18 protein-coding genes and 1 pseudogene are annotated in these 20,216 nt (G+C 71.2%); 9 read left to right on the forward strand and 10 right to left on the reverse strand.

The features are described from left to right. Nucleotides 1-17 precede the first annotated feature (17 nt). Nucleotides 18-932 (reverse strand): menaquinone biosynthesis prenyltransferase MqnP, encoded by a 915-nt coding sequence (gene mqnP / locus ACFO3J_RS16585; RefSeq protein WP_386430248.1) that lies wholly within the window; start codon nt 930-932, stop codon nt 18-20. Next, on the reverse strand, nt 932-2,389 hold the full coding sequence (locus ACFO3J_RS16590; protein WP_386430142.1) for a menaquinone biosynthesis decarboxylase: 1,458 nt from the start codon (nt 2,387-2,389) through the stop codon (nt 932-934). The genes mqnP and ACFO3J_RS16590 overlap by 1 nt, the downstream gene beginning before the upstream one ends. Nucleotides 2,390-2,507: 118 nt before the next feature. Between ACFO3J_RS16590 and ACFO3J_RS16595 the strand changes: the two genes are divergently transcribed. Beyond that, a complete protein-coding gene (locus ACFO3J_RS16595; protein ID WP_386430249.1) occupies nt 2,508-2,927 on the forward strand; it encodes a PLD nuclease N-terminal domain-containing protein in 420 nt (139 codons plus the stop codon). 50 nt (nt 2,928-2,977) lie between these two features. On the opposite strand, the gene ccsB is transcribed toward ACFO3J_RS16595, so the two are convergent. The 7 genes from ccsB to hemL all read right to left on the reverse strand — a co-directional run bounded on the left by ccsB (nt 2,978) and on the right by hemL (nt 11,330). Beyond that, the gene (gene ccsB / locus ACFO3J_RS16600; RefSeq protein ID WP_386430143.1) at nt 2,978-4,078 is read right to left on the reverse strand and encodes a c-type cytochrome biogenesis protein CcsB; all 1,101 of its coding nucleotides are present in this window, start codon (nt 4,076-4,078) and stop codon (nt 2,978-2,980) included. Then, nucleotides 4,075-6,003 (reverse strand): cytochrome c biogenesis protein ResB, encoded by a 1,929-nt coding sequence (gene resB / locus ACFO3J_RS16605; protein ID WP_386430144.1) that lies wholly within the window; start codon nt 6,001-6,003, stop codon nt 4,075-4,077. The genes ccsB and resB overlap by 4 nt, the downstream gene beginning before the upstream one ends. Before the next feature lie 3 nt (nt 6,004-6,006). After that, the gene (locus ACFO3J_RS16610) at nt 6,007-6,807 is read right to left on the reverse strand and encodes a cytochrome c biogenesis CcdA family protein (protein WP_386430145.1); all 801 of its coding nucleotides are present in this window, start codon (nt 6,805-6,807) and stop codon (nt 6,007-6,009) included. Nucleotide 6,808: 1 nt separating this feature from the next. Continuing rightward, nucleotides 6,809-7,420, reverse strand: coding sequence for a TlpA family protein disulfide reductase (locus tag ACFO3J_RS16615; RefSeq protein ID WP_386430146.1), 612 nt, complete (start codon nt 7,418-7,420; stop codon nt 6,809-6,811). Between the two features lie 93 nt (nt 7,421-7,513). Further along, nucleotides 7,514-8,917 (reverse strand): hypothetical protein, encoded by a 1,404-nt coding sequence (locus tag ACFO3J_RS16620; RefSeq protein WP_386430147.1) that lies wholly within the window; start codon nt 8,915-8,917, stop codon nt 7,514-7,516. 413 nt (nt 8,918-9,330) lie between these two features. Continuing rightward, nucleotides 9,331-10,026: a histidine phosphatase family protein gene (locus tag ACFO3J_RS16625; RefSeq protein WP_386430148.1), complete on the reverse strand. Its 696-nt coding sequence runs from the start codon at nt 10,024-10,026 to the stop codon at nt 9,331-9,333. Beyond that, complete coding sequence (hemL, locus tag ACFO3J_RS16630; RefSeq protein WP_386430250.1) at nt 10,023-11,330, reverse strand: glutamate-1-semialdehyde 2,1-aminomutase; 1,308 nt, start codon at nt 11,328-11,330, stop codon at nt 10,023-10,025. The genes ACFO3J_RS16625 and hemL overlap by 4 nt, the downstream gene beginning before the upstream one ends. Nucleotides 11,331-11,805: 475 nt before the next feature. Here hemL and ACFO3J_RS16635 point away from each other — a divergent pair. The 6 genes and pseudogenes from ACFO3J_RS16635 to ACFO3J_RS16660 form a co-directional block, all read left to right on the forward strand. Further along, nucleotides 11,806-12,252: pseudogene (locus ACFO3J_RS16635) on the forward strand (hypothetical protein); the annotation flags it as partial. Between the two features lie 288 nt (nt 12,253-12,540). Further along, nucleotides 12,541-12,744, forward strand: a complete 204-nt coding sequence (locus ACFO3J_RS16640; protein WP_093735938.1) for a cold-shock protein — start codon at nt 12,541-12,543, stop codon at nt 12,742-12,744. Between the two features lie 183 nt (nt 12,745-12,927). Beyond that, a complete protein-coding gene (locus ACFO3J_RS16645; RefSeq protein WP_386430149.1) occupies nt 12,928-14,556 on the forward strand; it encodes a DEAD/DEAH box helicase in 1,629 nt (542 codons plus the stop codon). Nucleotides 14,557-14,759: 203 nt separating this feature from the next. Further along, the gene (locus ACFO3J_RS16650) at nt 14,760-15,851 is read left to right on the forward strand and encodes a fatty acid desaturase family protein (protein WP_386430150.1); all 1,092 of its coding nucleotides are present in this window, start codon (nt 14,760-14,762) and stop codon (nt 15,849-15,851) included. 147 nt (nt 15,852-15,998) lie between these two features. Continuing rightward, entirely contained in the window at nt 15,999-16,238 is a 240-nt protein-coding gene (locus ACFO3J_RS16655) for an SCO5918 family protein (protein ID WP_386430151.1), read from the forward strand. Nucleotides 16,239-16,447: 209 nt separating this feature from the next. Then, on the forward strand, nt 16,448-16,711 hold the full coding sequence (locus tag ACFO3J_RS16660) for a hypothetical protein (protein WP_386430152.1): 264 nt from the start codon (nt 16,448-16,450) through the stop codon (nt 16,709-16,711). 78 nt (nt 16,712-16,789) lie between these two features. On the opposite strand, the gene ACFO3J_RS16665 is transcribed toward ACFO3J_RS16660, so the two are convergent. Next, entirely contained in the window at nt 16,790-18,007 is a 1,218-nt protein-coding gene (locus tag ACFO3J_RS16665; RefSeq protein WP_386430153.1) for an acyltransferase family protein, read from the reverse strand. Between the two features lie 465 nt (nt 18,008-18,472). On the opposite strand from ACFO3J_RS16665, the gene ACFO3J_RS16670 reads away from it, so the two are divergent. Further along, nucleotides 18,473-19,093 carry a cyclodeaminase/cyclohydrolase family protein gene (locus ACFO3J_RS16670; protein ID WP_386430154.1) on the forward strand — a complete coding sequence of 207 codons (621 nt, stop codon included), beginning with the start codon at nt 18,473-18,475 and terminating at the stop codon, nt 19,091-19,093. Next, the gene (locus ACFO3J_RS16675; protein ID WP_386430155.1) at nt 19,090-20,070 is read left to right on the forward strand and encodes a bifunctional 5,10-methylenetetrahydrofolate dehydrogenase/5,10-methenyltetrahydrofolate cyclohydrolase; all 981 of its coding nucleotides are present in this window, start codon (nt 19,090-19,092) and stop codon (nt 20,068-20,070) included. The genes ACFO3J_RS16670 and ACFO3J_RS16675 overlap by 4 nt, the downstream gene beginning before the upstream one ends. The last annotated feature ends 146 nt before the right edge of the window (nt 20,071-20,216 follow it).

Raw genomic sequence — 20,216 nt, forward strand, 5'->3', positions numbered from 1 at the left:
CGGGCGCGGCCCGGGGCTCAGGCCCCGAGGCCGCGCTGGATCAGGTCGCACAGCGCGAAGACAAAGAGCGTGATGCCGATCACGCCGTTCACCGTGAAGAACGCCCGGTTCAGCCGGCTCAGGTCGTGCGGCTTGACGATCGAGTGCTCGTAGAGGAAGGCGCCGGCCACCACGGCCAGGCCCACCCACCAGAACACCCCGGTGTGCGTGGCCAGCCCGTACCAGACCAGCAGCCCGGTGGTGATCGCGTGGCAGACCCGGGCGCCGTAGAGCGCGGCGGGGATGCCGAAGCGGGCCGGCACCGAGCGGACGCCGTGCGCCCGGTCGGCGGCGACATCCTGGCAGCCGAAGATCAGGTCGAAGCCGCCGATCCACACCCCGACCGCCACACCCAGGATCACCGCGTCCCACGACCAGGAGCCGGTGACGGCCAGCCAGGCCCCGATCGGGCCCATCGCCTGCGCCAGCCCGAGGATGGCGTGCGGGAAGTGGGTGAACCGCTTGCCGTACGGATAGACCACCATCGGCACCACCGCGACCGGCGCCAGCGCCAGGCACAGCGGGTTGAGCAGCGCGGCGGCCCCCAGGAACACCACCACGGCGACCAGCGCGCCGGTCCACGCCGACCGTACCGACAGCGCCCCGGTGACGAGTTCACGCTTGGCGGTGCGCGGATTGCGGGCGTCGATCTCCCGGTCGATGATGCGGTTGCAGGCCATCGCGAAGGTCCGCAGGCCGACCATCGCCACCGTGATCAGCAGCAGTTCGACCCAGCGCACATCTCCGTCGTGCCGGAACATCGCGGTCAGCGCGGCGATGTACGCGAAGGGCAGCGCGAAGACCGAGTGCTCGATCATCACCAGCCGCAGGAAGGCCCGCACCCGGCTGTCGGGCCGGGGCTCGGACTCGAAAAGGTCCGCCGTCGTGGCGATCACAGGCCGTACTCCTTCCAGCGCTTCGTCACCAGATCATGCGTTTCCGGGTCGGAGAGCACCATCTCCGGCCAGCCGCCGTCGCGGGTGTAGCCCTCCTCGGGCAGCTTACGGGTCGCGTCGATCCCGGCCTTGCCGCCCCAGAACTGCTGGTACGACGAGTGGTCCAGGTGGTCGACCGGGCCCTCCACGACGGTCAGGTCACGGGCGTAGTCGGTGTTGCCCAGCGCCCGCCAGGCGACCTCGTGCAGGTCGTGCACATCGCAGTCGGCGTCGACCACCACGACCAGCTTGGTCAGCGACATCATGTGCGCGCCCCAGACCGCGTGCATGGTCTTCTGCGCGTGCTTGGGGTACTTCTTGTCGATCGAGACGATCGCGCAGTTGTGGAAGCCGCCGGCCTCGGGCAGGTGGTAGTCCACGATGTCCGGCACGATGACCTTCAGCAGCGGCAGGAAGAACCGCTCGGTGGCCCGGCCCAGCGGCCCGTCCTCGGTCGGCGGCCGGCCCACCACGATGGACTGGAACAGCGGGCGCCGGCGCATCGTCACGCAGTCGATGGTGAGGGCCGGGAAGGGCTCCTGCGGGGTGTAGAAGCCGGTGTGGTCGCCGAACGGCCCCTCCGGCAGCATCGTGCCCGGCTCCAGCCAGCCCTCCAGCACCACTTCGGCGGCGGCCGGGACCTGGAGCGGCACCGTCCGGCAGTCCACCATCTCCACCCGCTTGCCCTGGATGAAACCGGCGAACAGATACTCGTCGATGTCGCCGGGCAGCGGCGCGGTGGAGGCGTACGTCACGGCGGGCGGGCAGCCGAAGGCGATCGCGACCGGCAGCCGTTCGCCGCGCCGCTGGGCCACCTGGTAGTGGTTGCGGCTGTCCTTGTGGATCTGCCAGTGCATGCCGATGGTGCGGCGGTCGTGCCGCTGCAACCGGTAGAGGCCGAGGTTGCGCACGCCGCTCTCGGGGTCCTTGGTGTGGGTCAGCCCCAGGTTGAAGAAGGACCCGCCGTCCTGCGGCCAGGTGAACAGCGCCGGCAGCCGGTCCAGGTCGACATCGTCCCCGGTGAGCACGACCTCGTGGACCGGCGCGTCGCCGGACTTCACCTTCTTCGGCGGCAGGTGCGTCATCCCGGCGAGCTTGCCGAAGGCCTCCCGCACACCGACGAAGCCGTGCGGCAGCTCCGGCTTGAGCAGCCCGGCGATCTTGTCGCTGATGTCGCCGTACGAACGCAGGCCCAGCGACTTGAGCAGGCGGCGGTCGGTGCCGTAGACGTTCATCGCCAGCGGGGCGATCGAGCCGCGGACGTTCTCGAAGAGCAGCGCGGGGCCGCCGGCCTTGTTGACCCGGTCGGTGATCTCACCGACCTCCAGATACGGGTCCACCTCGGCGGTGACCCGCCGCAGGTCGCCGTCCTTCTCCAGGGCCCGCAGGAACGAGCGGAGATCGTCGTAAGCCATGGGCCCCAGTGTTCCATCCCGAGGTCCCCGATCCAGCCCTCGGGGCCCGCGCCTCGGCGGCGCTGGATAACCTGGACGGGGTCAAGAGTTGGTGAACGCGGGGGACGTGGGGGAACTGATGCTGCACTATCTGCTGTACCTGGTGCTCATCGCACTGTGGATCTACACCTTCGTGGACTGCCTGGGCACTCCGGAGCGCGAGGTACGGGGTCCGAAGGTGGTGTGGGTGCTGATCATCCTGTTCTTCGGGGAGATCATGGTCGGCCCGATCGCCTGGCTGGTGGCGGGCAAGCGGCGGGTCGCGCTCTCCTACCCGCAGTCGGCGTACGGGCGCACCGGCGAGCCGGGAGCCGCCGCCGCTCCCGCCGGAGCCGGGGCGGGCGCGGGCGCCGGAGCGGGTCCGGGGGCCGGGGCCGAACCGCCGGAGCCGCCGCGGAAGTTCGTCGCCCCGGACGACAACCCGGAGTTCCTGCGCTCGCTGAGCGAGCTGATCAAGCAGAAGCGCGAGGACGGCACCGCGCCGTCCGACGGCGAGTAGGCCCCGGGGACCGGTGCGCGCGGCCCCCGGGCCCCCGGGCTCCTTCGGGGTCAGACCCCGGCGTAGGAGTGCTTGCCGGTGACGAAGATGTTCACGCCGTAGTAGTTGAACAGGAAGCACGCGAAGGCGATCAGCGCCAGATACGCGGCCTTGCGGCCCTTCCAGCCGGCGGTGGCGCGGGCGTGCAGATAACCGGCGTACGCGACCCAGGTGATGAACGACCAGGTCTCCTTGGGGTCCCACTCCCAGTAGTGGCCCCACGCCGCCTGCGCCCAGATGGCGCCGGCGATGATGGTGAACGTCCACAGCGGGAAGACCAGCGCGTTCATCCGGTAGGCGAACTTGTCCAGGCTCGCCGCTGACGGCAGCCGCCGCATGACGTCGCCCCAGCGGTTGTCCTGCGCGCGGCCGGCGGTCAGCGCCAGCTCGTAGTGGTCGCGGAACAGGTAGAGCAGGGTGCCGACGGCGGCCAGGTAGAAGATCGCACCGGAGATGATCGCGCAGGAGACGTGGATCCACAGCCAGTACGAGTGCAGCGCGGGCACCAGCTGCTCGCTGGAGGTGTAGAGCACCGACAGGGCCAGGCCCAGGTCGAGCAGCACCGTGGTGGTGAGGAACAGCCCGATCCAGCGGACGTCCTTCTTCAGCGCCAGCAGCAGCAGGTACACACCGACGGCGACCGCGCCGAAGGTGGTGGAGAACTCGTACATGTTGCCCCACGGGGCGCGTCCCACCGACGCGGCGCGGAAGACCACGCCGGCCACGTGCAGCACCCAGGCCAGCGCGGTGAAGGAGACCGCGATCCGGCCGTACAGGTCGCCCTTCTCGGTGCCGCCGGCCGCGCCGGGGCCGTCCGCGATGCCCCGGTCACTGGCCGAGGCGCGGGTGATGACGGCTGGGCGCTCGATGGTGGTGGTGCCGCCGTCGCGCCGGGTGACCTGCACGGTCACCGGGGCGGCGCCGGCCGCCCCGGTCCGCTCGGCGGCCTCGGCGATGAGGGCGGCGGACTGCACGGCGACCTTGCTGCGCCCGCCGAAGACCCACTCCGCCAGGTGGGCGAGGAAGGCCAGCGCGTAGACGAACATCGCCGAACGGACCAGGTAGTTGCTGTAGTTCGCGAAGTTCTCGTTGACCGCGGCCGCGATGTTCACGCGCGGGCTCCTTCGTCGTCTGTCTGATGCCTGGGTGCTTCGGAATCTTCGGGTGCCGCCGGGGCGGCGGGTGCCCCGGGATCGCCGGGCGTGGCGAGGGTATCGGGCGTCCCGGACGGATCGGACACCGCGGGGTCCCCGGAGTGCTCGGCGTGCTCGGAGTCCTCGGGGTGCTCGGAGTCCTCGGGGTGCTCGGCGTCCGCAGGTTCTGCCGTAGTGGCCGCGTCCGGCTCCGGCTCCGGCTCCGGCTTAGGCGGGTCGCTCGGCTTGGCGGGGGCGTCCGGCTGGAGCTGCATGCCGAGGTCGCCCAGCTCGTCGGCGATCCGGGCGGACTCGCTGCGGCCGAGGCCGCCCAGCTCCACCAGCGTGCTGCCGTCGGCGGCGGTGGCCGCGCGGACCCAGATCCGGCGCCGCTGGATGAACAGCGAGCCCATCAGGCCGAGGATCGCGCAGAAGGCACTGACCAGGGCCAGCTCATTGCCCGACTGGTGGGAGATGGAGAAGCTGGCCCAGGTCTTGACGCCGTCGAAGGTGAGGGTGCCCGCGCCCCCCGGCAGGTCGAAGGAGGCGCCCGGCTTGAGGACGACGCCGTTGACGCCGGTCCCGGTGTTCAGCTGGTACTGCTTCATGTGCGCCGTGTCGAGCTGGTAGACGTTCTGCGGGATGCCGGAGTCGAGGCCGAGGTCGCCGTGGTAAGCGTTCAGCCACAGCAGCGGCTGCACCAGCTCGGGGAAGACGGAGAACGGACCGCGGGTGGTGTCGCCGGTCGGTGTGAAGTAGCCCTTGAAGGCGAGCTGGTCCGGCTTGCCGTTCTTGCCGACGGCGTCCGGGACCTTGACCACGCCGGTGGAGGTCAGGTTGGTGTCCTGCGGCAGGAAGGGCACCGGCCCCTGGTAAGCGACATTGCCCTGGCCGTCCTTGACGGTGACCACCGGCGCGTAGCCGTGCGAGATCAGGTAGATCTTCTCGCCGCCCAGGTTCAGCGGGTGGTTGACCGAGATGGAGCCCTTGACCGGCTTGCCCTCGGCGCCGTTCCAGTAGGTGATGTTCGCCTGGAACTTCAGCGCGGTGCCCTTCTCCGGCCCGGAGGTCGAGTACTGCTGGTCGAAGCTGTTCAGGGTGAAGCCGAACGGCTTGAGGTCGTCGGCGCCGTAGAGGGTGCCGCCGCTGAAGTCGTCGTACTGCGTCAGATTGTTGGTGAAGCCGTCGCCCTGGACGATCAGCTTGCCGCCCTCGGCCTTCTCCAGCGAGGTCAGCGCGAAGCCGATCAGCAGCCCGAACAGCGCCACATGGAAGAGCAGGTTGCCGGTCTCGCGCAGATAGCCCTTCTCGCCGGCCACCGAGGTGCCAGTGACGCTGGTACGGAACCGGCGGCCGCGCAGCGCCTTGCGGGCCGCCTCGGTCACCTGCTCGGGGCTCGCGTCGGTGCGCCAGGTGCTGTACGCCGGCAGCCGGGTCAGATGGCGCGGGGCGGCCGGCGGCTTGGACCGCAGCTGCCCGACGAACTGCCAGCTGCGCGGGATGATGCAGCCCGACAGCGAGACGAACAGCAGGATGTAGATCGCCGAGAACCACGGCGAGCTGTAGACGTGGAACATGCCCAGCCGCTCGTACAGCGGGCTGACCGTCGGGTGCGCCTTGGTGAAGGCGGCGACCTTCAGCTCGTCGGAACGCTGCGGGATCAGCGAGCCGGGGATCGCGGCCAGCGACAGCAGGAAGAGCAGGATCAGGGCGACCCGCATCGAGGTGAGCTGCCGCCACATCCAGCGCAGCCAGCCGAGTACGCCCATCGCGGGGACCCGGGACAGGCTGTCCACCGGCTGGGTGCTCAACTGCGCGCCGGCCGCGCCGAGTCCCTCTTCGGTACGGTCCGGCTCCGCTTCGGCGGTACGGACGTCGCCGTCCGTCTTCTGGGTGGTGCTCATGGGTCAGACCCCTGGGGTGAAGCTGCTCGACCAGATCTGCATCTGGTAGGTGATGTGGTCCCATACGCCGGTGACGAGCAGTACGCCGACCGCGACGAGCATGCCGCCGCCGACCCGCACGACCCACGCGTAGTGGCGTTTGACCCACGTGAAGGCGCCCAGCGTACGGCGGAAGGCTATGGCCACCACGATGAAGGGGACGCCCAGACCGAAGCAGTAGAAGGCCATCAGCAGGGCGCCGCGCCCGGCGCTGGCGTCGCTGACCGCCAGCGAGTTCACCGCGGCGAGGGTCGGCCCCATGCAGGGCGTCCAGCCGAGCCCGAACAGCACGCCCAGCAGCGGCGCCCCGGCCAGGCCCATGGCCGGTTTGAAGTGGAAGCGGAACTCGCGGTTGGTGACACCGCCGACCAGACCCATGAAGGCCAGGCCCAGCACGATGGTGAGGCTGCCGAAGATCTTGGTGAGGAGTTGCCGGTGGACCTGGAGCTCCCAGCCGAAGCTGCCGAACAGGGCGCCGGTGGAGACGAACACGGCGCTGAAGCCGAGTACGAACAGCGAGGCGCCGACCACCATCCGGCCGCGTTTGGCGTCCCCCAGGTCGGTCCCGGTGACGCCGGTCACATACGACATGTAGCCGGGGACCAGCGGCAGCACGCACGGGGAGAAGAAGGAGATCAGGCCGGCGAACATCGCGATCGGTATGGCGGCCAGCAGCGCTCCGGTGAGCACGGTCTGGTTGGCGTCCACCGCGAGGAGGGTCTGGCTGGGGTCGGCCGCGAGGACGGCCAGCGGGCCGGCTGCCACGTCACTTCTCCGCGGCGACCGGGTCGACGATCTCGTGCAGCTCGCTCTCGCTGAGCGCCTTCAGCGCGCGCACCGCGACCCGGCCCTGGCGGTCGATGACCAGGGTGGCCGGCAGGCTCTGCGGGTTCAGACTGCCCTTGGGGAAGCGCAGGATCAGCTTGCCGTACGGGTCGAACAGGCTCGGGTAGGTGATGTGGAAGGTCTTGTCGAACCGGGCGGCGTTGGAGACGTCCAGGTCGCGGGTGTTGATACCGAGGAACTGCACGCCCTTGGCCTGGTCGGCTGCGGCGACCGCGGCCAGGTTGGGGGCCTCGGCGCGGCAGGGCGCGCACCAGGAGCCCCAGATGTTGACCACGACGACCTTGCCCTTGTACTGCGCGAGGCTGACCTGGCTGCCGGCCACCGTCTTGCCCGAGATGTCCGGGGCGGCCTGGCGGTCGGCGGCCTTCACCGCGGTGATCTCGCCATTGCCGCCGACGAAGTTGGAACTCCCCGAGGAGGATCCGGATGAGCTGGCGGAGCAGGCGGCGGCCGCCAGCGCCAGGGCCACCGTTCCGGCCAGTACCGCGGCGGTGCGGAACGGGCGGCGTCGGAGGGCGCGCGTAGGACTCATGTGAAAAGTTTCGCATGGGCCTTCCGGCGATCTTTCCCGCCCCCCGACGCCCACACCAAAAGCGGCAATCGCCCCAAGTAAGGACCAGCGGGGTCAGGTGGTGGAGCCGACGGTGCCGAGGGCGGGGCTGATGCCGGTGTCGCCGCCGGTGCCGCCGCCGGTGCCGGTGCCGGTGCCCGGGTCGCCGCCGGTGCCGGGAGCGGGATCGGGAGCGGTGTCGCCGGCCCCGGCTCCGGCGGCCGCCGGGTCCGGCGCGAGGAACTCGCTCCAGCCGCCGGGCGGCTGCTCGCCGACCTGGAGCTGGCGCAGCCGGTCCAGCACCGCCGGGTCCTGCGCGTCCAACCAGTCCACGAACTGGCGGAAGCTGACCAGCCGCACGTCTTTCTGGCCGAGCGAGGCGATGTGCTTGAACGCCTCCTCGACGGCGTCCATGTAGATCCCGCCGTTCCACTGCTCGAAGTGGTTGCCGATGAACAGCGGCGCCCGGTTGGTCTCGTAGGCCCGCTGGAAGCCGGCGATGTAGGAGGCGGCGGCCTGGCTGCGCCAGTACGGGTAGTTGCGGGGGTCGGAGGAGGTGGCGCTGTGCGACTGGTTGGCCAGCATGTTGTAGTCCATCGACAGCACCTCGAAGCGGTGGCCGGGGAACGGGATGAGCTGGAGCGGCAGGTCCCAGATGTCGTCGCGCTTGGCCGGCCAGGTCTGGTTGCCGCCCGGCGAGCTGGCGTCGTAGCGCCAGCCGAGCGCTTTGGCGGTGGGCAGCAGGTTGTCCTGGCCGAGCAGGCAGGGGGTGCGGCCGCCGACCAGTTCCCGCTCGTAGTCGAAGGGCAGCGGGTCGTGCTCGTACCAGCCGGTAGTGGTCTTCCAGGAGGTGACGAAACGTTTCGCCTGGTCGATCTCGCTCTGCCAGTCGGCGGGGGTCCAGCGGGCGACGCTGCCGGGGCCGGTGCAGAAGTGGCCGTTGAAGTGGGTGCCGATCTCGTGGCCGTCGAGCCAGGCGTGGCGGATGCTGTCCAGGGTCATCTTGAGGTGTTCGTCGGCGAGGTAGCCGATGTCGCTGGCGCCGGGGGCGCCGTGCGGCGGGTTGTACGACAGCTTCTTGGCCTCCGGCAGCAGGTAGAGGCCGGACAGGAAGAAGGTCATATGGGCGCCGTGGTCGGCGGCGAGCTTGAGGAAGCGGGGGAACAGGCCGGTGCCGACCTCGCCGGCGCCGTCCCAGGAGAAGATCACGAACTGTGGGGGCGCCTGGCCCGGCTCCAGCCGGTCGACGACCGGCTGGTTCGGCTGGGTGCCGGTGTCGGCGGTGGAGCCGTCCCCGATCAGGGTGACCATCCGCTCCGGTTCGCGGTGGGCGCTGCCCCCCGACTTCTCCCCGGTCTTCCGCGCCCGGGGAGGCGGCTCCGCCTTGACCCCGCCGTCCGCCCCGCACCCGGCCACCGCGACCCCGGCGGCAGCCCCGGCGGCGGTGGTCAGCAGGGTCCTTCGGCTCACGGCGCTCATATCTGGTCCCCGTCCTTCGGCGTCCCCGGAACTCACCTGCGGATGAGGGCAACCCGGGCGAAAACGGCCACCCACCTCGCGGTTCAGAGGTTCCTCGCTGCCGCTGGCCTACCGGGGATCTCCGGCGAACGCCCCCTGAACGGCCCATAAGTATCACTGGTTCGGTGGGCTCCCGCTCCGCGCGGCCCCTGCCCCCGAGCCGCCCCGCCCAGCCCCTCCCGGCCGTCCCCCGGCCACCGGCCGGTGGCCGGCTGAGCGCGCAGTTCCCCGCGCCCCTACGGGGCTCGGTTCCCCTGCCGCCCGAGCGGAACCATGCCCCGAAAGGGGCGCGGGGAACTGCGCGACCAGCCACGACGCACCCGCAGCCCGGCGACCGGCGGGGCGCCCCGGGGAATCGGTTGGGCGCCGCGGGCTTACGCTCCGAAGGACCCCGGCGACGGCTTCGTCCCCGCCCGCAAGTGCGCCGGGACGAGGTCGATCGCCGGCTCGGTGTAGGCGATGGAGACGATGCGGTCACCCTCGTAGGTGAAAGACGTGAGGCTCGCCAGGGTGCACTGGCGCTTGCGGGGGTCGTGCCAGAGGCGCCGGTGCTCGGCGAAGGACCGCATGATCCAGATCGGGAGCTGGTGGCTGACGCAGACCGCCTCGTGACCGCGGGCGGCGTCGCGGGCCGCGGCCAGGGCGGCCGACATCCGGACGACCTGGTCGACGTAGGGCTCGCCCCAGCTCGGCCGGAAGGGGTTTACCAGGTACTTCCAGTTCGCCGGCTTGCGCAGCGCCCCGTCGCCGACCCCGAAGGTCTTGCCCTGGAAGACGTTCGCCGCCTCGATCAGGCGCTCGTCGGTGGCCAGCTCCAGGCCGTGGGACGCGGCGATCGGCGTCGCCGTCTCCTGCGCCCGCTCCAGCGGCGACGCGACCACGTAGCGGATGTCCCGCCCGGCCAGGTGTCCGGCCACCCGGTCGGCCATCTCCCGGCCCAGCTCGGACAGGTGGAATCCGGGGCTGCGCCCGTACAGCACCCCCTCGGGGTTGTGCACCTCGCCGTGCCGCATCACATGCACCACGGTCAGTTCCGTACCGGCCGCAGCGCCGGAGGTCTCCTCGCTCATGCCTGGGCCTCCGCCGCGGCGCGGGCGGCGGCGGGCAGGGCGGCGGCGATCCGCGCCACCGCCCGCTCGTCGTGGGCGGTGGAGACGAACCAGGACTCGAAGGCGGACGGCGGCAGATAGACGCCCTGCGCCAGCATCGCGTGGAAGAAGCCGGTGAAGCGGTACGCCTCCTGCCGGCGTGCCCCGTCGAAGTCGTGGACCGGCTCGTCGGTGAAGAAGACCGAGAACATGTTGCCCGCCGCCTGGACCCGGTGAGCGACGCCCTCCTTGGTGAGCGCCTCCGCGACCAGCCCCTGGATCTCCGCCGAGACGGCGTTCACCTTCGCGTACGCGTCGTGGTCCAGCAGCCGCAGCTGCGCGAGTCCCGCCGCGGTGGCGACCGGGTTCCCGGACAGCGTGCCGGCCTGGTAGACGGGGCCGACCGGGGCCAGCAGCCCCATCACGTCGGCCCGGCCGCCGAACGCGGCGGCCGGGAAGCCGCCGCCCATCACCTTGCCGAAGGTCATCAGATCGGGGCGCACCCCGTCGATCCCGTACCAACCCGACGCGCTGACCCGGAAGCCGGTCATCACCTCGTCGGAGATGTAGAGCGCGCCGTCCTCCCGGCACAGCCGGGCGAGTTCGGCGTTGAAGCCCTCGCGGGGCGGGACGACGCCCATGTTGCCGGGCGAGGCCTCGGTGATGAGGCAGGCGATCTGGCCGGGGTGCGCCCGGAACGCCGCGCGCACCGCCTCGATGTCGTTGTACGGCAGCACGATCGTGTCGCCGGCCTGCGCGCCCGTCACCCCAGGGGTGTCCGGCAACCCGAACGTGGCCACCCCGGAACCCGCCGCCACCAGAAGGGCGTCCACATGGCCGTGGTAACACCCCGCGAACTTCACCACTTTGGCCCGGCCGGTGAAGCCGCGGGCCAGCCGGATCGCCGACATGGTGGCCTCGGTGCCGGAGGACACCAGCCGTACCCGCTCCAGGGGTTCGACCCTGGCCACCATCTCCTCAGCCAGCGCCACCTCGCCTTCGCCGGGCGTACCGAAGGACGTGCCGCGGGACACCGCCGACTGGACGGCCGCGATCACCTCGGGGTGCGCGTGCCCGAGGATCATCGGCCCCCAGGAGCAGACGAGATCGACATACTCACGTCCGTCCGCGTCGGTCAGATACGCACCGGCACCGGACACCATGAACCGGGGCGTACCACCCACGGCGCGGAACGCGCGCACCGGAGAGTTCACCCCTCCTGGTGTCACGGCCGCCGCGCGGTCGAAGAGTTCCTGGGACACTGGTGCCTCGTACGCATAGCTCACGGGATCGCTCACACACACATGCTCTCAAACAGCGGGCGTTGCGCCGCAACGTCTCAACACCGCATCTGACACGATGATCGGGTTGCATGGTTGGGGCAGCGGATGGTCGGGTAGTGGAATGCAGCAGCGTGGTGGCGAACCGGGCGACAGCCCGGGCGATCACGACCCCGAACGCGCCCGCCCCACCGGCAGACGCCGCCGCTCGCCGCATGATCCACTCACACCTGAACACCGCAGTCCGGAAGAACGCGATCAAGAACACCACGAGCAACACGAACCTCGCGCGGAGCGCGAAAGCCCGGCGGACGACCGCACGCCGGACCAGCGGGGTTCACCGCAGCACCGACCGGAACAGCACGGTCCGGAGCACCGCAGTACCGAACAACACCGCACCACCGAGCAGCACCGCAGCACCGGGCAGCACCGTCCGGAACACCGCAGACCAGAACACCGATCGACCGCAGAGGGCAGGAGCAGGGGTGGCCGAGTGGGGGTGACCTACAAGTACTTCGGTGCGCCCGACGGTGCCACCGCGGCGCGCGTCCCGATCTCCATGCGGCCCGAGGAACTGGGTGGCGACGAACTCGGTCAGGGCATGTACACCAAGGTCAAGCCGGAGACGATGGCCGCCATGGTGCTGACCGGCATCGAGGGCATAGCCCCTTCCAAGGTCCCCCCGCTGGAGCTCGTCGTGCTGCATCCCGACTACGCGGTCGTCCGGCTGCCCGCCTCGGTGGTGGAGCCGCTGCGCACCGCCGACGAGGAGTCGCTCGGCGCGGCCGCGTTCATCTGGTCCACCGTGCCGGACCGCCGCGGCCCGCGCGACGCCTTCGTGATCTACCGGATGCTCCACGAGTGGCAGGATTTCGCCCGCCGCTGCGAGGAGTCGGGCCACCAGCTCTACTGCCTGGTCTGGCCCTGACGGACGGCCGGCCCCGCCGCGCGCCGGGGCCTTTTCGCCCGGTTTACGTATGGCGGATCACCGCAACGTCGGGTACACGCAGATCAGCCACCGCCGGCCCGTCCCGTGGTGCCATGTGCTAAAGTTGCATGAGTTGCAGTTTTGGTACCCATGAACTCTGTGTGCGCCTGACGGGATGTGACCCTCGGGCGCATTTTTGTTTTTCCGGCTTCCGGATGGGGTCAAGGCAGCGACGCCATACCCGTAAAGTGCGGGCTTGGAATCTGCCCCTATCAAGAGGAGTCACATATGGCTACTGGCACCGTGAAATGGTTCAACGCGGAAAAGGGTTTCGGCTTCATCGAGCAGGACGGCGGCGGCGCTGACGTCTTCGCCCACTACTCGAACATAGCCACCCAGGGCTACCGCGAGCTCCAGGAAGGCCAGAAGGTGACGTTCGACGTCACGCAGGGCCAGAAGGGCCCGCAGGCGGAGAACATCGTCCCCTCCTGATCCTGGGGAAGCACGACCGGCTGGGTCCCGCACTCTCGGGCGCGGGGCCCGGCTTTTCTGCTGCTCCCAGTGAATTGGTTTTCCCTTCATTCATCTGTCCGGCTCGTTCTGCGAGTCTCCGCCCCAGCTGCACGCTGCGGAGTCTTTTCCGGCACGCGCCGCCTTCGAGGAAAGACTCCGCACATGAATGGCAAAGGCCGACGCACCTCATCGCGTCAATTCCCCCGTTCGACGTCGGCGTCGGGTTCCCCCCGCCGCCCGGCGCCCGCTCGCGGCGGCCGGCCGGCCGCCCAGCAGGGCGAATTCGCGCTGCCGGTGAGTACGACGCCGTCACTGCCCGCGGTCGAGTCCTTCGCGGACCTCGACATGCCCGCGCCGCTGCTGGCCGAGCTGACCCGCCAGGGCGTCACCGTGCCGTTCCCGATCCAGGGGGCCACGCTGCCGAACTCGCTGGCGGGACGGGACGTGCTGGGCCGCGGCCGTACCGGCTCCGGCAAGACGCTCGCCTTCGGGCTGGCCATGCTGGCCCGGACCGCCGGGCAGCGCGCCGAGCCCCGGCAGCCGCTGGCGCTGGTGCTGGTCCCCACCCGGGAACTGGCCCAGCAGGTCACCGACGCCCTGACGCCGTACGCCAGGCCGCTGCGGCTGCGGATGACCACCGTCGTCGGCGGTATGTCGATCGGCCGCCAGGCGGGCGCGCTGCGCGAGGGCGTCGAAGTGGTCGTCGCCACTCCGGGCCGGCTGCGCGACCTGGTCGAGCGCGGCGACTGCCGGCTGGACCAGGTGGCCATCACGGTGCTGGACGAGGCCGACCAGATGGCCGACATGGGCTTCATGCCGCAGGTCACCGCCGTGCTCAAGCAGGTGCTTCCCGGCGGCCAGCGGATGCTGTTCTCGGCCACCTTGGACCGCAACGTCGACAAGCTGGTCCGGCTGTTCCTCACCGACCCGGTGGTCCACTCGGTGGACCCGTCGGCCGGCACCATCACGACCATGGAGCACCACGTGCTGCATGTGTCCAACGACGACAAGCGCGCCGCCACCATCCGTATCGCCGCCCGGGACGGCCGGGTGATCCTGTTCATGGACAGCAAGCGCGCGGTGGACCGGCTGACCCGCGATCTGCTGGCCGGCGGGGTCCGCGCGGCGGCGCTGCACGGCGGGAAGTCCCAGCCGCAGCGCAACCGCACCCTGGCGCAGTTCAAGAGCGGCGATGTGACGGCGCTGGTGGCCACCAATGTGGCGGCCCGCGGCATCCACATCGACGACCTCGACCTGGTGGTGAACGTCGATCCGCCGGCCGACCACAAGGACTACCTGCACCGCGGCGGCCGTACCGCCCGCGCCGGGGCGTCCGGCAGCGTCGTGACGCTGGTGCTGCCCGATCAGCGCCGTGACATGGACCGGCTGATGGTCGACGCCGGGATCGCCCCGCGTACCGCCCAGGTGCACTCGGCGGACCCGGAGCTGGCCCGGATCACCGGCGCCCGGGTGCCTTCGGGCATCCCGGTCACCATCGCGGTGCCGGTACCGGCCGCGCACCCCGGAACCGGGACGCCGGCGGCCGGCCGCGGCAGGCGCGGACGGCGGCGTGCCGCGGCGCCCGGCACCGGCGGACCGCGCGTACCGGGCTCGGGTTCCGGCTCGGGTACGGGCGGCGGCACCGGCAAGGGTTCCGGCGCGGGCTCGGGTTCGAGCGCCGGCCGCGGCGGTTCGGGCGGCCGGACGGCCGGATCGGGCAGCGGCAGCGGCAGCGGCGGCGGCCGGGCGGCCCGCCCGGAGCGCTCGCCGTACCGCAGGCACGCCGCATAAGGGGCAACGGGGGAAAGATCATTCCCAGCGGCGAGTCTCTTCAAACGAGACTCACGCAGATCACACCCCGTGCCAGGTACGCTGGCAGCGCCGAGGACATCTAGCATGCCGGACCATAGACGGTGTCATCCTGCGGCGAGTGGATACACCGGGTCCACGCGCCCGGGGACGGGCCCAGTGCCATGACCAGTGACTCCGCGATCATGCCCGCATCATCCCCGCCAACGCCCGGGTCGCTGCCCGCGGCGTTGGTGGACTCCTGCGACGGAACTCTCGCCGGGACACCGGCCGACGCCGGCAGCGACTTCGCGCGACTGGCCAAGCGAGTGGCCACCTCCGGACTGCTGAAGCGGCGGCCCGGCTACTACACGGCGCGGATCGGCGGCATAGCTTTCCTGTACGCCGCCACCTGGGCCGGATTCGCGCTGATCGGCAGCTCCTGGTGGCAGCTGATCACCGCGGGCGTGCTGGGCGTGCTCTTCGCCCAGATCGCGCTCGTCGCGCACGACATCGCGCACCGGCAGGTCTTCCGGCTGCGCCGCCCCAGCGAGATGGCCGGCCGGATCGCCGGAAACCTCTGCGTGGGCATGAGCTACGGCTGGTGGCAGGACAAGCACACCCGGCACCACGCCAACCCGAACCACGAAGAGCTGGACCCCGACGTCAACCCCGACATCCTGCTCTGGTCGACCGATCAGGCGCGGGAGGCGCGCGGCGTCGCGAAGTTCATCGGCGGCAGCCAGGCGTACCTCTTCTTCCCGCTGCTGACGCTGGAAGGCATGAATCTGCACGTGGCCGGCGTCCGGGCGCTGTTCCGCCCGGCGTTCAAGCAGCGCGGCCTGGAAGCGGCCCTGCTGGGCCTCCATGTCGCCGGGTACCTGACGATCCTGCTGCTGGTGCTCTCCCCCCTCCAGGCGCTGGTCTTCATAGCCGTGCACCAGGGACTGTTCGGCGTCTACATGGGCTGCACCTTCGCGCCGAACCACAAGGGCATGCCCACCATGAAGGGCGACGACCGTCCGGACTTCCTGCGCCGGCAGGTGCTGACCTCCCGCAACGTCCGCGGCGGCCTGTTCACCGACCTCGCGCTGGGCGGCCTCAACTACCAGATCGAGCACCACCTGTTCCCGAGCATGCCCACCCCGCACCTGCGCCGCGCCCGCCCGATCGTGCAGGCGTACTGCGCCGAGCTGGGAATCTCGTACGCCGAGTCCAGCCTGATCTCCTCCTACGCCCAGGCGCTGCGCCACCTGCACCGCGTGGGCGCACCGCTGCGCGCGGCTCCGTCGGCCTGATTCCGACCTGAGCCCGGCTGCGGCTCCACCGGCCCGGACCCCGCCGGGAGCCGCCCCGCCCGCGCCCTTTCCGGCTGTCACCACCGCCGCGAACGTGAGAGTGTGGCACCTCCGGCTCCACCCCTCCGTCCCCCTTGCTGAGGCATGATGCGCGTCACCATCGCTCGCCGACACTTCTACTTCCACCGGAACGAGGTGGAGGAGGCGATGAACGGTGTCACTCCCGAGCCCGTCACGGGGGTATCGGTTGAGATCGGTGGTGTGAGCTACCCGATCATGCAGGTGGGCGCGGTGATCACCCGCCAGGACCGTCGGGACTTCAGCTCGGGTGAAGTGCAGCGGGCGATGGCGGCGCTGGGGTTCCCCTGCCGGACGACCGTGGAGTGAGCGGGCGGGTGGCCGGTTGAGCCTGGGGTGCCGCGTTCTCGCCGGAACGAGCCCCGCACCCCGGCCACCCGGGTCCCGCCCGCCCGCCGTGCGACGGGAGTACGGTGGCCCCACCGATGGCTTCCCGCACCCCGGTGTCCCTGCCGGGGTCGCCCTCGGTGAAGCACCGACGCCGGGCGGCTACCGACCGCCCGGGAAGAGACCGCGTGATGACCGAGAAGACACCGTTCCCCGAATCGCTGCCCTCTCCCGGGCTGGCCGAGGTCCGTATCACCGCCGACTCCCCGGAGACCGCGCGCCAGGTCGCCGCGGCTCTCGGCCGCCTCTTCGACGCGCCCGAGCAGAGCAGCCAGCCCGCCGGCCCCGACGGCAGCGGCACCTGCCTGCTCATCACGGTGGACACCACCCGCGCCGCGGGCCAGCAGCAGCCCTTCCGCCCCCACTTGGTGCCCGACGCCCGCCACAGCCCCTGACGAGGCTCCTCCGCCGTACGAGTACGACGGCCGCGTCAGAGGTCGTCCGCGTCAGGTCTCCGCGTTGCCGGCCCTGCCCTACGAGGCCGCTTTCTCCTTGTGCGACGGCATCGGGCCGAGCTGGACGAAGGCCTTGGTGAGGCCGCGCTTGAGCAGCTGGGACACCGGCCGCTCGATCAGCCGGTGGATCAGGTAGGCGATCAGCAGTCCCGAGGCGAGCAGCCCGGCGACGAGCACCCGCGCGTCGAAGCGGTCGCGCAGCTCATGGATGGCGATCGTGCCGGCGACGTAGTGGATCAGGTAGAAGGGGTACGTGAGGGATCCGGCGGTGGCCAGCCACTTCCACTGGAAGCGGTCGGTGAAGCCGAGCGCGACGCACACCATGAAGACGATGAACAGGCTGTAGATCACCACCGCGCCGCGATAGCTGGAGACGTGCTCCACCTGGTCGATCCGGCGGCCGAGTTCGTCCTGCGCCATCAGCCAGGACAGCGCGAGTATGCCGAACAGCAGCAGGTCGGGACCGAAGCGGTACATCAGGAACAGCGCCAGTCCGGCGATGAAGTACCAGGCGCCGTCCGGGTCGGCGAGCGTCACCAGGAACGGGAAGCCGGACACCGGGGCGATCATCGCGAGCGCCCCCCACACACAGCAGAAGAGCACGACCCTGCGGTAGGTGAGCCCGACGGCGACGACCACCAGGAAGATCAGGTAGAAGCGCAGCTCGGACCACAGTGTCCAGTAGACGCCGTCCACGTTGGGTATGTTCGAACCGGACTGCAGCATCGAGAGGTTGAAGAGCGCCTCGCGCGTCTTGGGCTTCGCCCACACCCCGGGGAAGGCGGTCACCACCGCGGTGGTGAACACCACGCCGACCCAGTACGCGGGGTAGAGCCGGATCACCCGGGAGACGAAGAAGTCGCGCGGCCGGCGTCCCCAGCAGGACATGCAGATCACGAAGCCGCTGATGACGAAGAAGATCTCGACGCCTATCCAGCCGTAGGCGGCGAACCGGAAGACGCTCGGCATGATGTGGGACACCGGGCGGTCCCATATGAGGTTGTGCGGCGAGTTCACCCGGTGGGTGCCCGCGTAGTGGTGCAGGGCGACCAGGACCGCGGCGAACAGCCGCAGCGCGTCGATGATGTACAGCCGCGCGCGCTTGGGCCGGGCGGGCGCCGGGGACACCGGGTCCGCCGCCACCGGCTCGGGGAGCGCCGCGGCCGGCGGTGCGATGGTGGGCGCGGACGCCTCCCAGGACGCCGTCCTGACCGCCGCGCGTTCGGTGACCGTCACCGGGGCTCCCGCCCCGCTCACGGTCTCCCGGGCCGGCGCGGCCGCCGGAGTCGAGGGGAGAAGTCCGCTGCCCCCGGGTATGGATACGGGGCCGACCGGCCAGTCGTCCGCCCCGCCCCTCTCCGCATGCCTCATGTGCCGTCCTCGTCAGTAAGCGGCGGTGCGGGCCTGCTGTGTCTCCCCCGACGGAGCCGCCATCCCCCAAGAAAGCATCAAACTACGGTAATCGTTCGAGAGCGAACCGGACAGAAGCCCGCATTCGAACAGGGTTAACGGAGACTTGACCTTAGGAACACTTTTTCCGCGCGTCAAGTTCATCCGGAGTTCACCCGCGCTCCATCGCGAACGTCGGTTTTCGGCCAGCGGGGCGCCTGCGTGACCGGGACCGATCGCCCCTAGGATCGGGGCGGACACGGGGCCGCCGCGAGCCGGCGCCCCGCAGGGACACGGCACGGAAGGCAGCCTGTGCACGACCACACGATCAGCGGCTATCTGGAACGTCTCGCGGCCCGCGAACCCGCTCCCGGCGGCGGCGCGGCGGCGGCCCTGCACGCGGCCCAGGGCGCCGCCCTGGTCGGCATGGTCGCCCGCTACACCACCGGCGAGAAGTACGCCGAGCAGGCCGGGGAGGTCGCCGAGATCATCGTCGAGAGCGATCAACTGCGCTGGCGGGCGGTGGAGTTGGCAGCCGATGACGCGCTGGCCTTCACCGCGGTGACCGACGCGTACCGGCTGCCGCGCGCCGACGACGAGCAGAAGGCGGCCCGCTCCCTGGCCATCGCGAGGGCACTGGCCGGCGCGGCCCGCCCGCCGGCCGCGGTGATCACCGTGGCGACCCGGGTCGTCGCGCTGGCCGAGACCCTGCTGCCCTACGGCAACCCCAATGTGGTCACCGACATCGCCGCCGCCACCGAGGCGGCCCGCGCGGCGGCCACCACCGCCAGAATCAATGTCGAGATCAACCTCGGCGGCATCAAGGACGAGGCGGTACGCACCGAATTGACCGCCTCGGTCGCCGGTGTGGACGAGCTGGCGGCCCGGGCCGAAGCGGTCACCGCCGCGGTACGGACGAGGATCGCGCGATGACCGGAGACGGGATCGCCTCCGGCGTCGCGGCCTCCGGGCCGTCCGGACACCTGGGCGGTACGGCCGGCGCCGGCGCCGCTCCTCCCCCGGCCCGCGCCCTCACCGGCGCCGCCCGCGCCGCCGAACTGCGCGCCGAGGTCGCCGCGTTGGCCGCCTCTCTCACCGAACGCGGGACGACGCCCCGGCTGGCGGTGCTCGTCGCGACCGAGGACGAGTCGACGGCCTGGTACGTACGGTCCATCGCCCGCGCCGCCACGAAGACCGGGATCGTCTGCGACACCGTGACGCTGCCGCCGACCGCGTCGCCGGACCGGATCGCGGAACTGCTCGCCGAGCTGAGCGCCGACCCGGCCGTGCACGGGGTGATCCTCCAGACACCGCTGCCGCCGGGCGCGGTCGCCGCCGAACTGGCCGCCGCCATCGCGCCGGACAAGGACGTGGACGGCGCGAACCCGCTGAGCCTGGGCCGGCTGGCCGCCGGACGGCCGGCCTTCGCCCCGGCCACGGCGGCGGCCGTGGTGGAACTGCTGGACGCCCACGGGATCGAGCTGCTCGGCCGTACGGTCGCGGTCGTCGGCCGGTCCACGGTGGTCGGCAAGCCGCTGGCCCATCTGCTGCTGGACCGGGACGCCACCGTCACCGTCTGCCATTCCCGTACGGCCGACCTGGCCGCCGCCACCCGGCACGCGGACATCGTGGTCGCCGCCGCCGGGCGGCCCGGGCTGATCACCGCGGCGCACATCGGGGAGGGCGCGGTGGTGGTGGACGTCGGCACCAACCCGACACCGGAGGGCGGGCTGACCGGCGACGTGGACGCGGAATCGGTGGCCCCGAAGGCGGGCGCGCTGTCGCCGGTGCCGGGCGGGGTGGGGCCGATCACCACGGCGCTGCTGCTGCGGCACACGGTACGGGCGGCCGAGCGGGCGGCGGGCGCGGCCACTGGACCGGAACCGGGAGCGGGACCGGGCCTGACCTGACCTGACCTGACCTGACCTGAGCTGACCTGACGGAGCACCGGAACCGGACACCGGGCGGGCGCACCGGCCGCATATGCTGCACCGAGCGTCTCGTCAGCAGTCACGTCAGCCCGAGGACCGGCCGGTCACCGCAGGTCCCGCCACGA

Origin of the sequence: Streptomyces polygonati, from assembly GCF_042650325.1 — a bacterium.
Classification (GTDB): Bacteria; Actinomycetota; Actinomycetes; order Streptomycetales; family Streptomycetaceae; genus Actinacidiphila; species Actinacidiphila polygonati.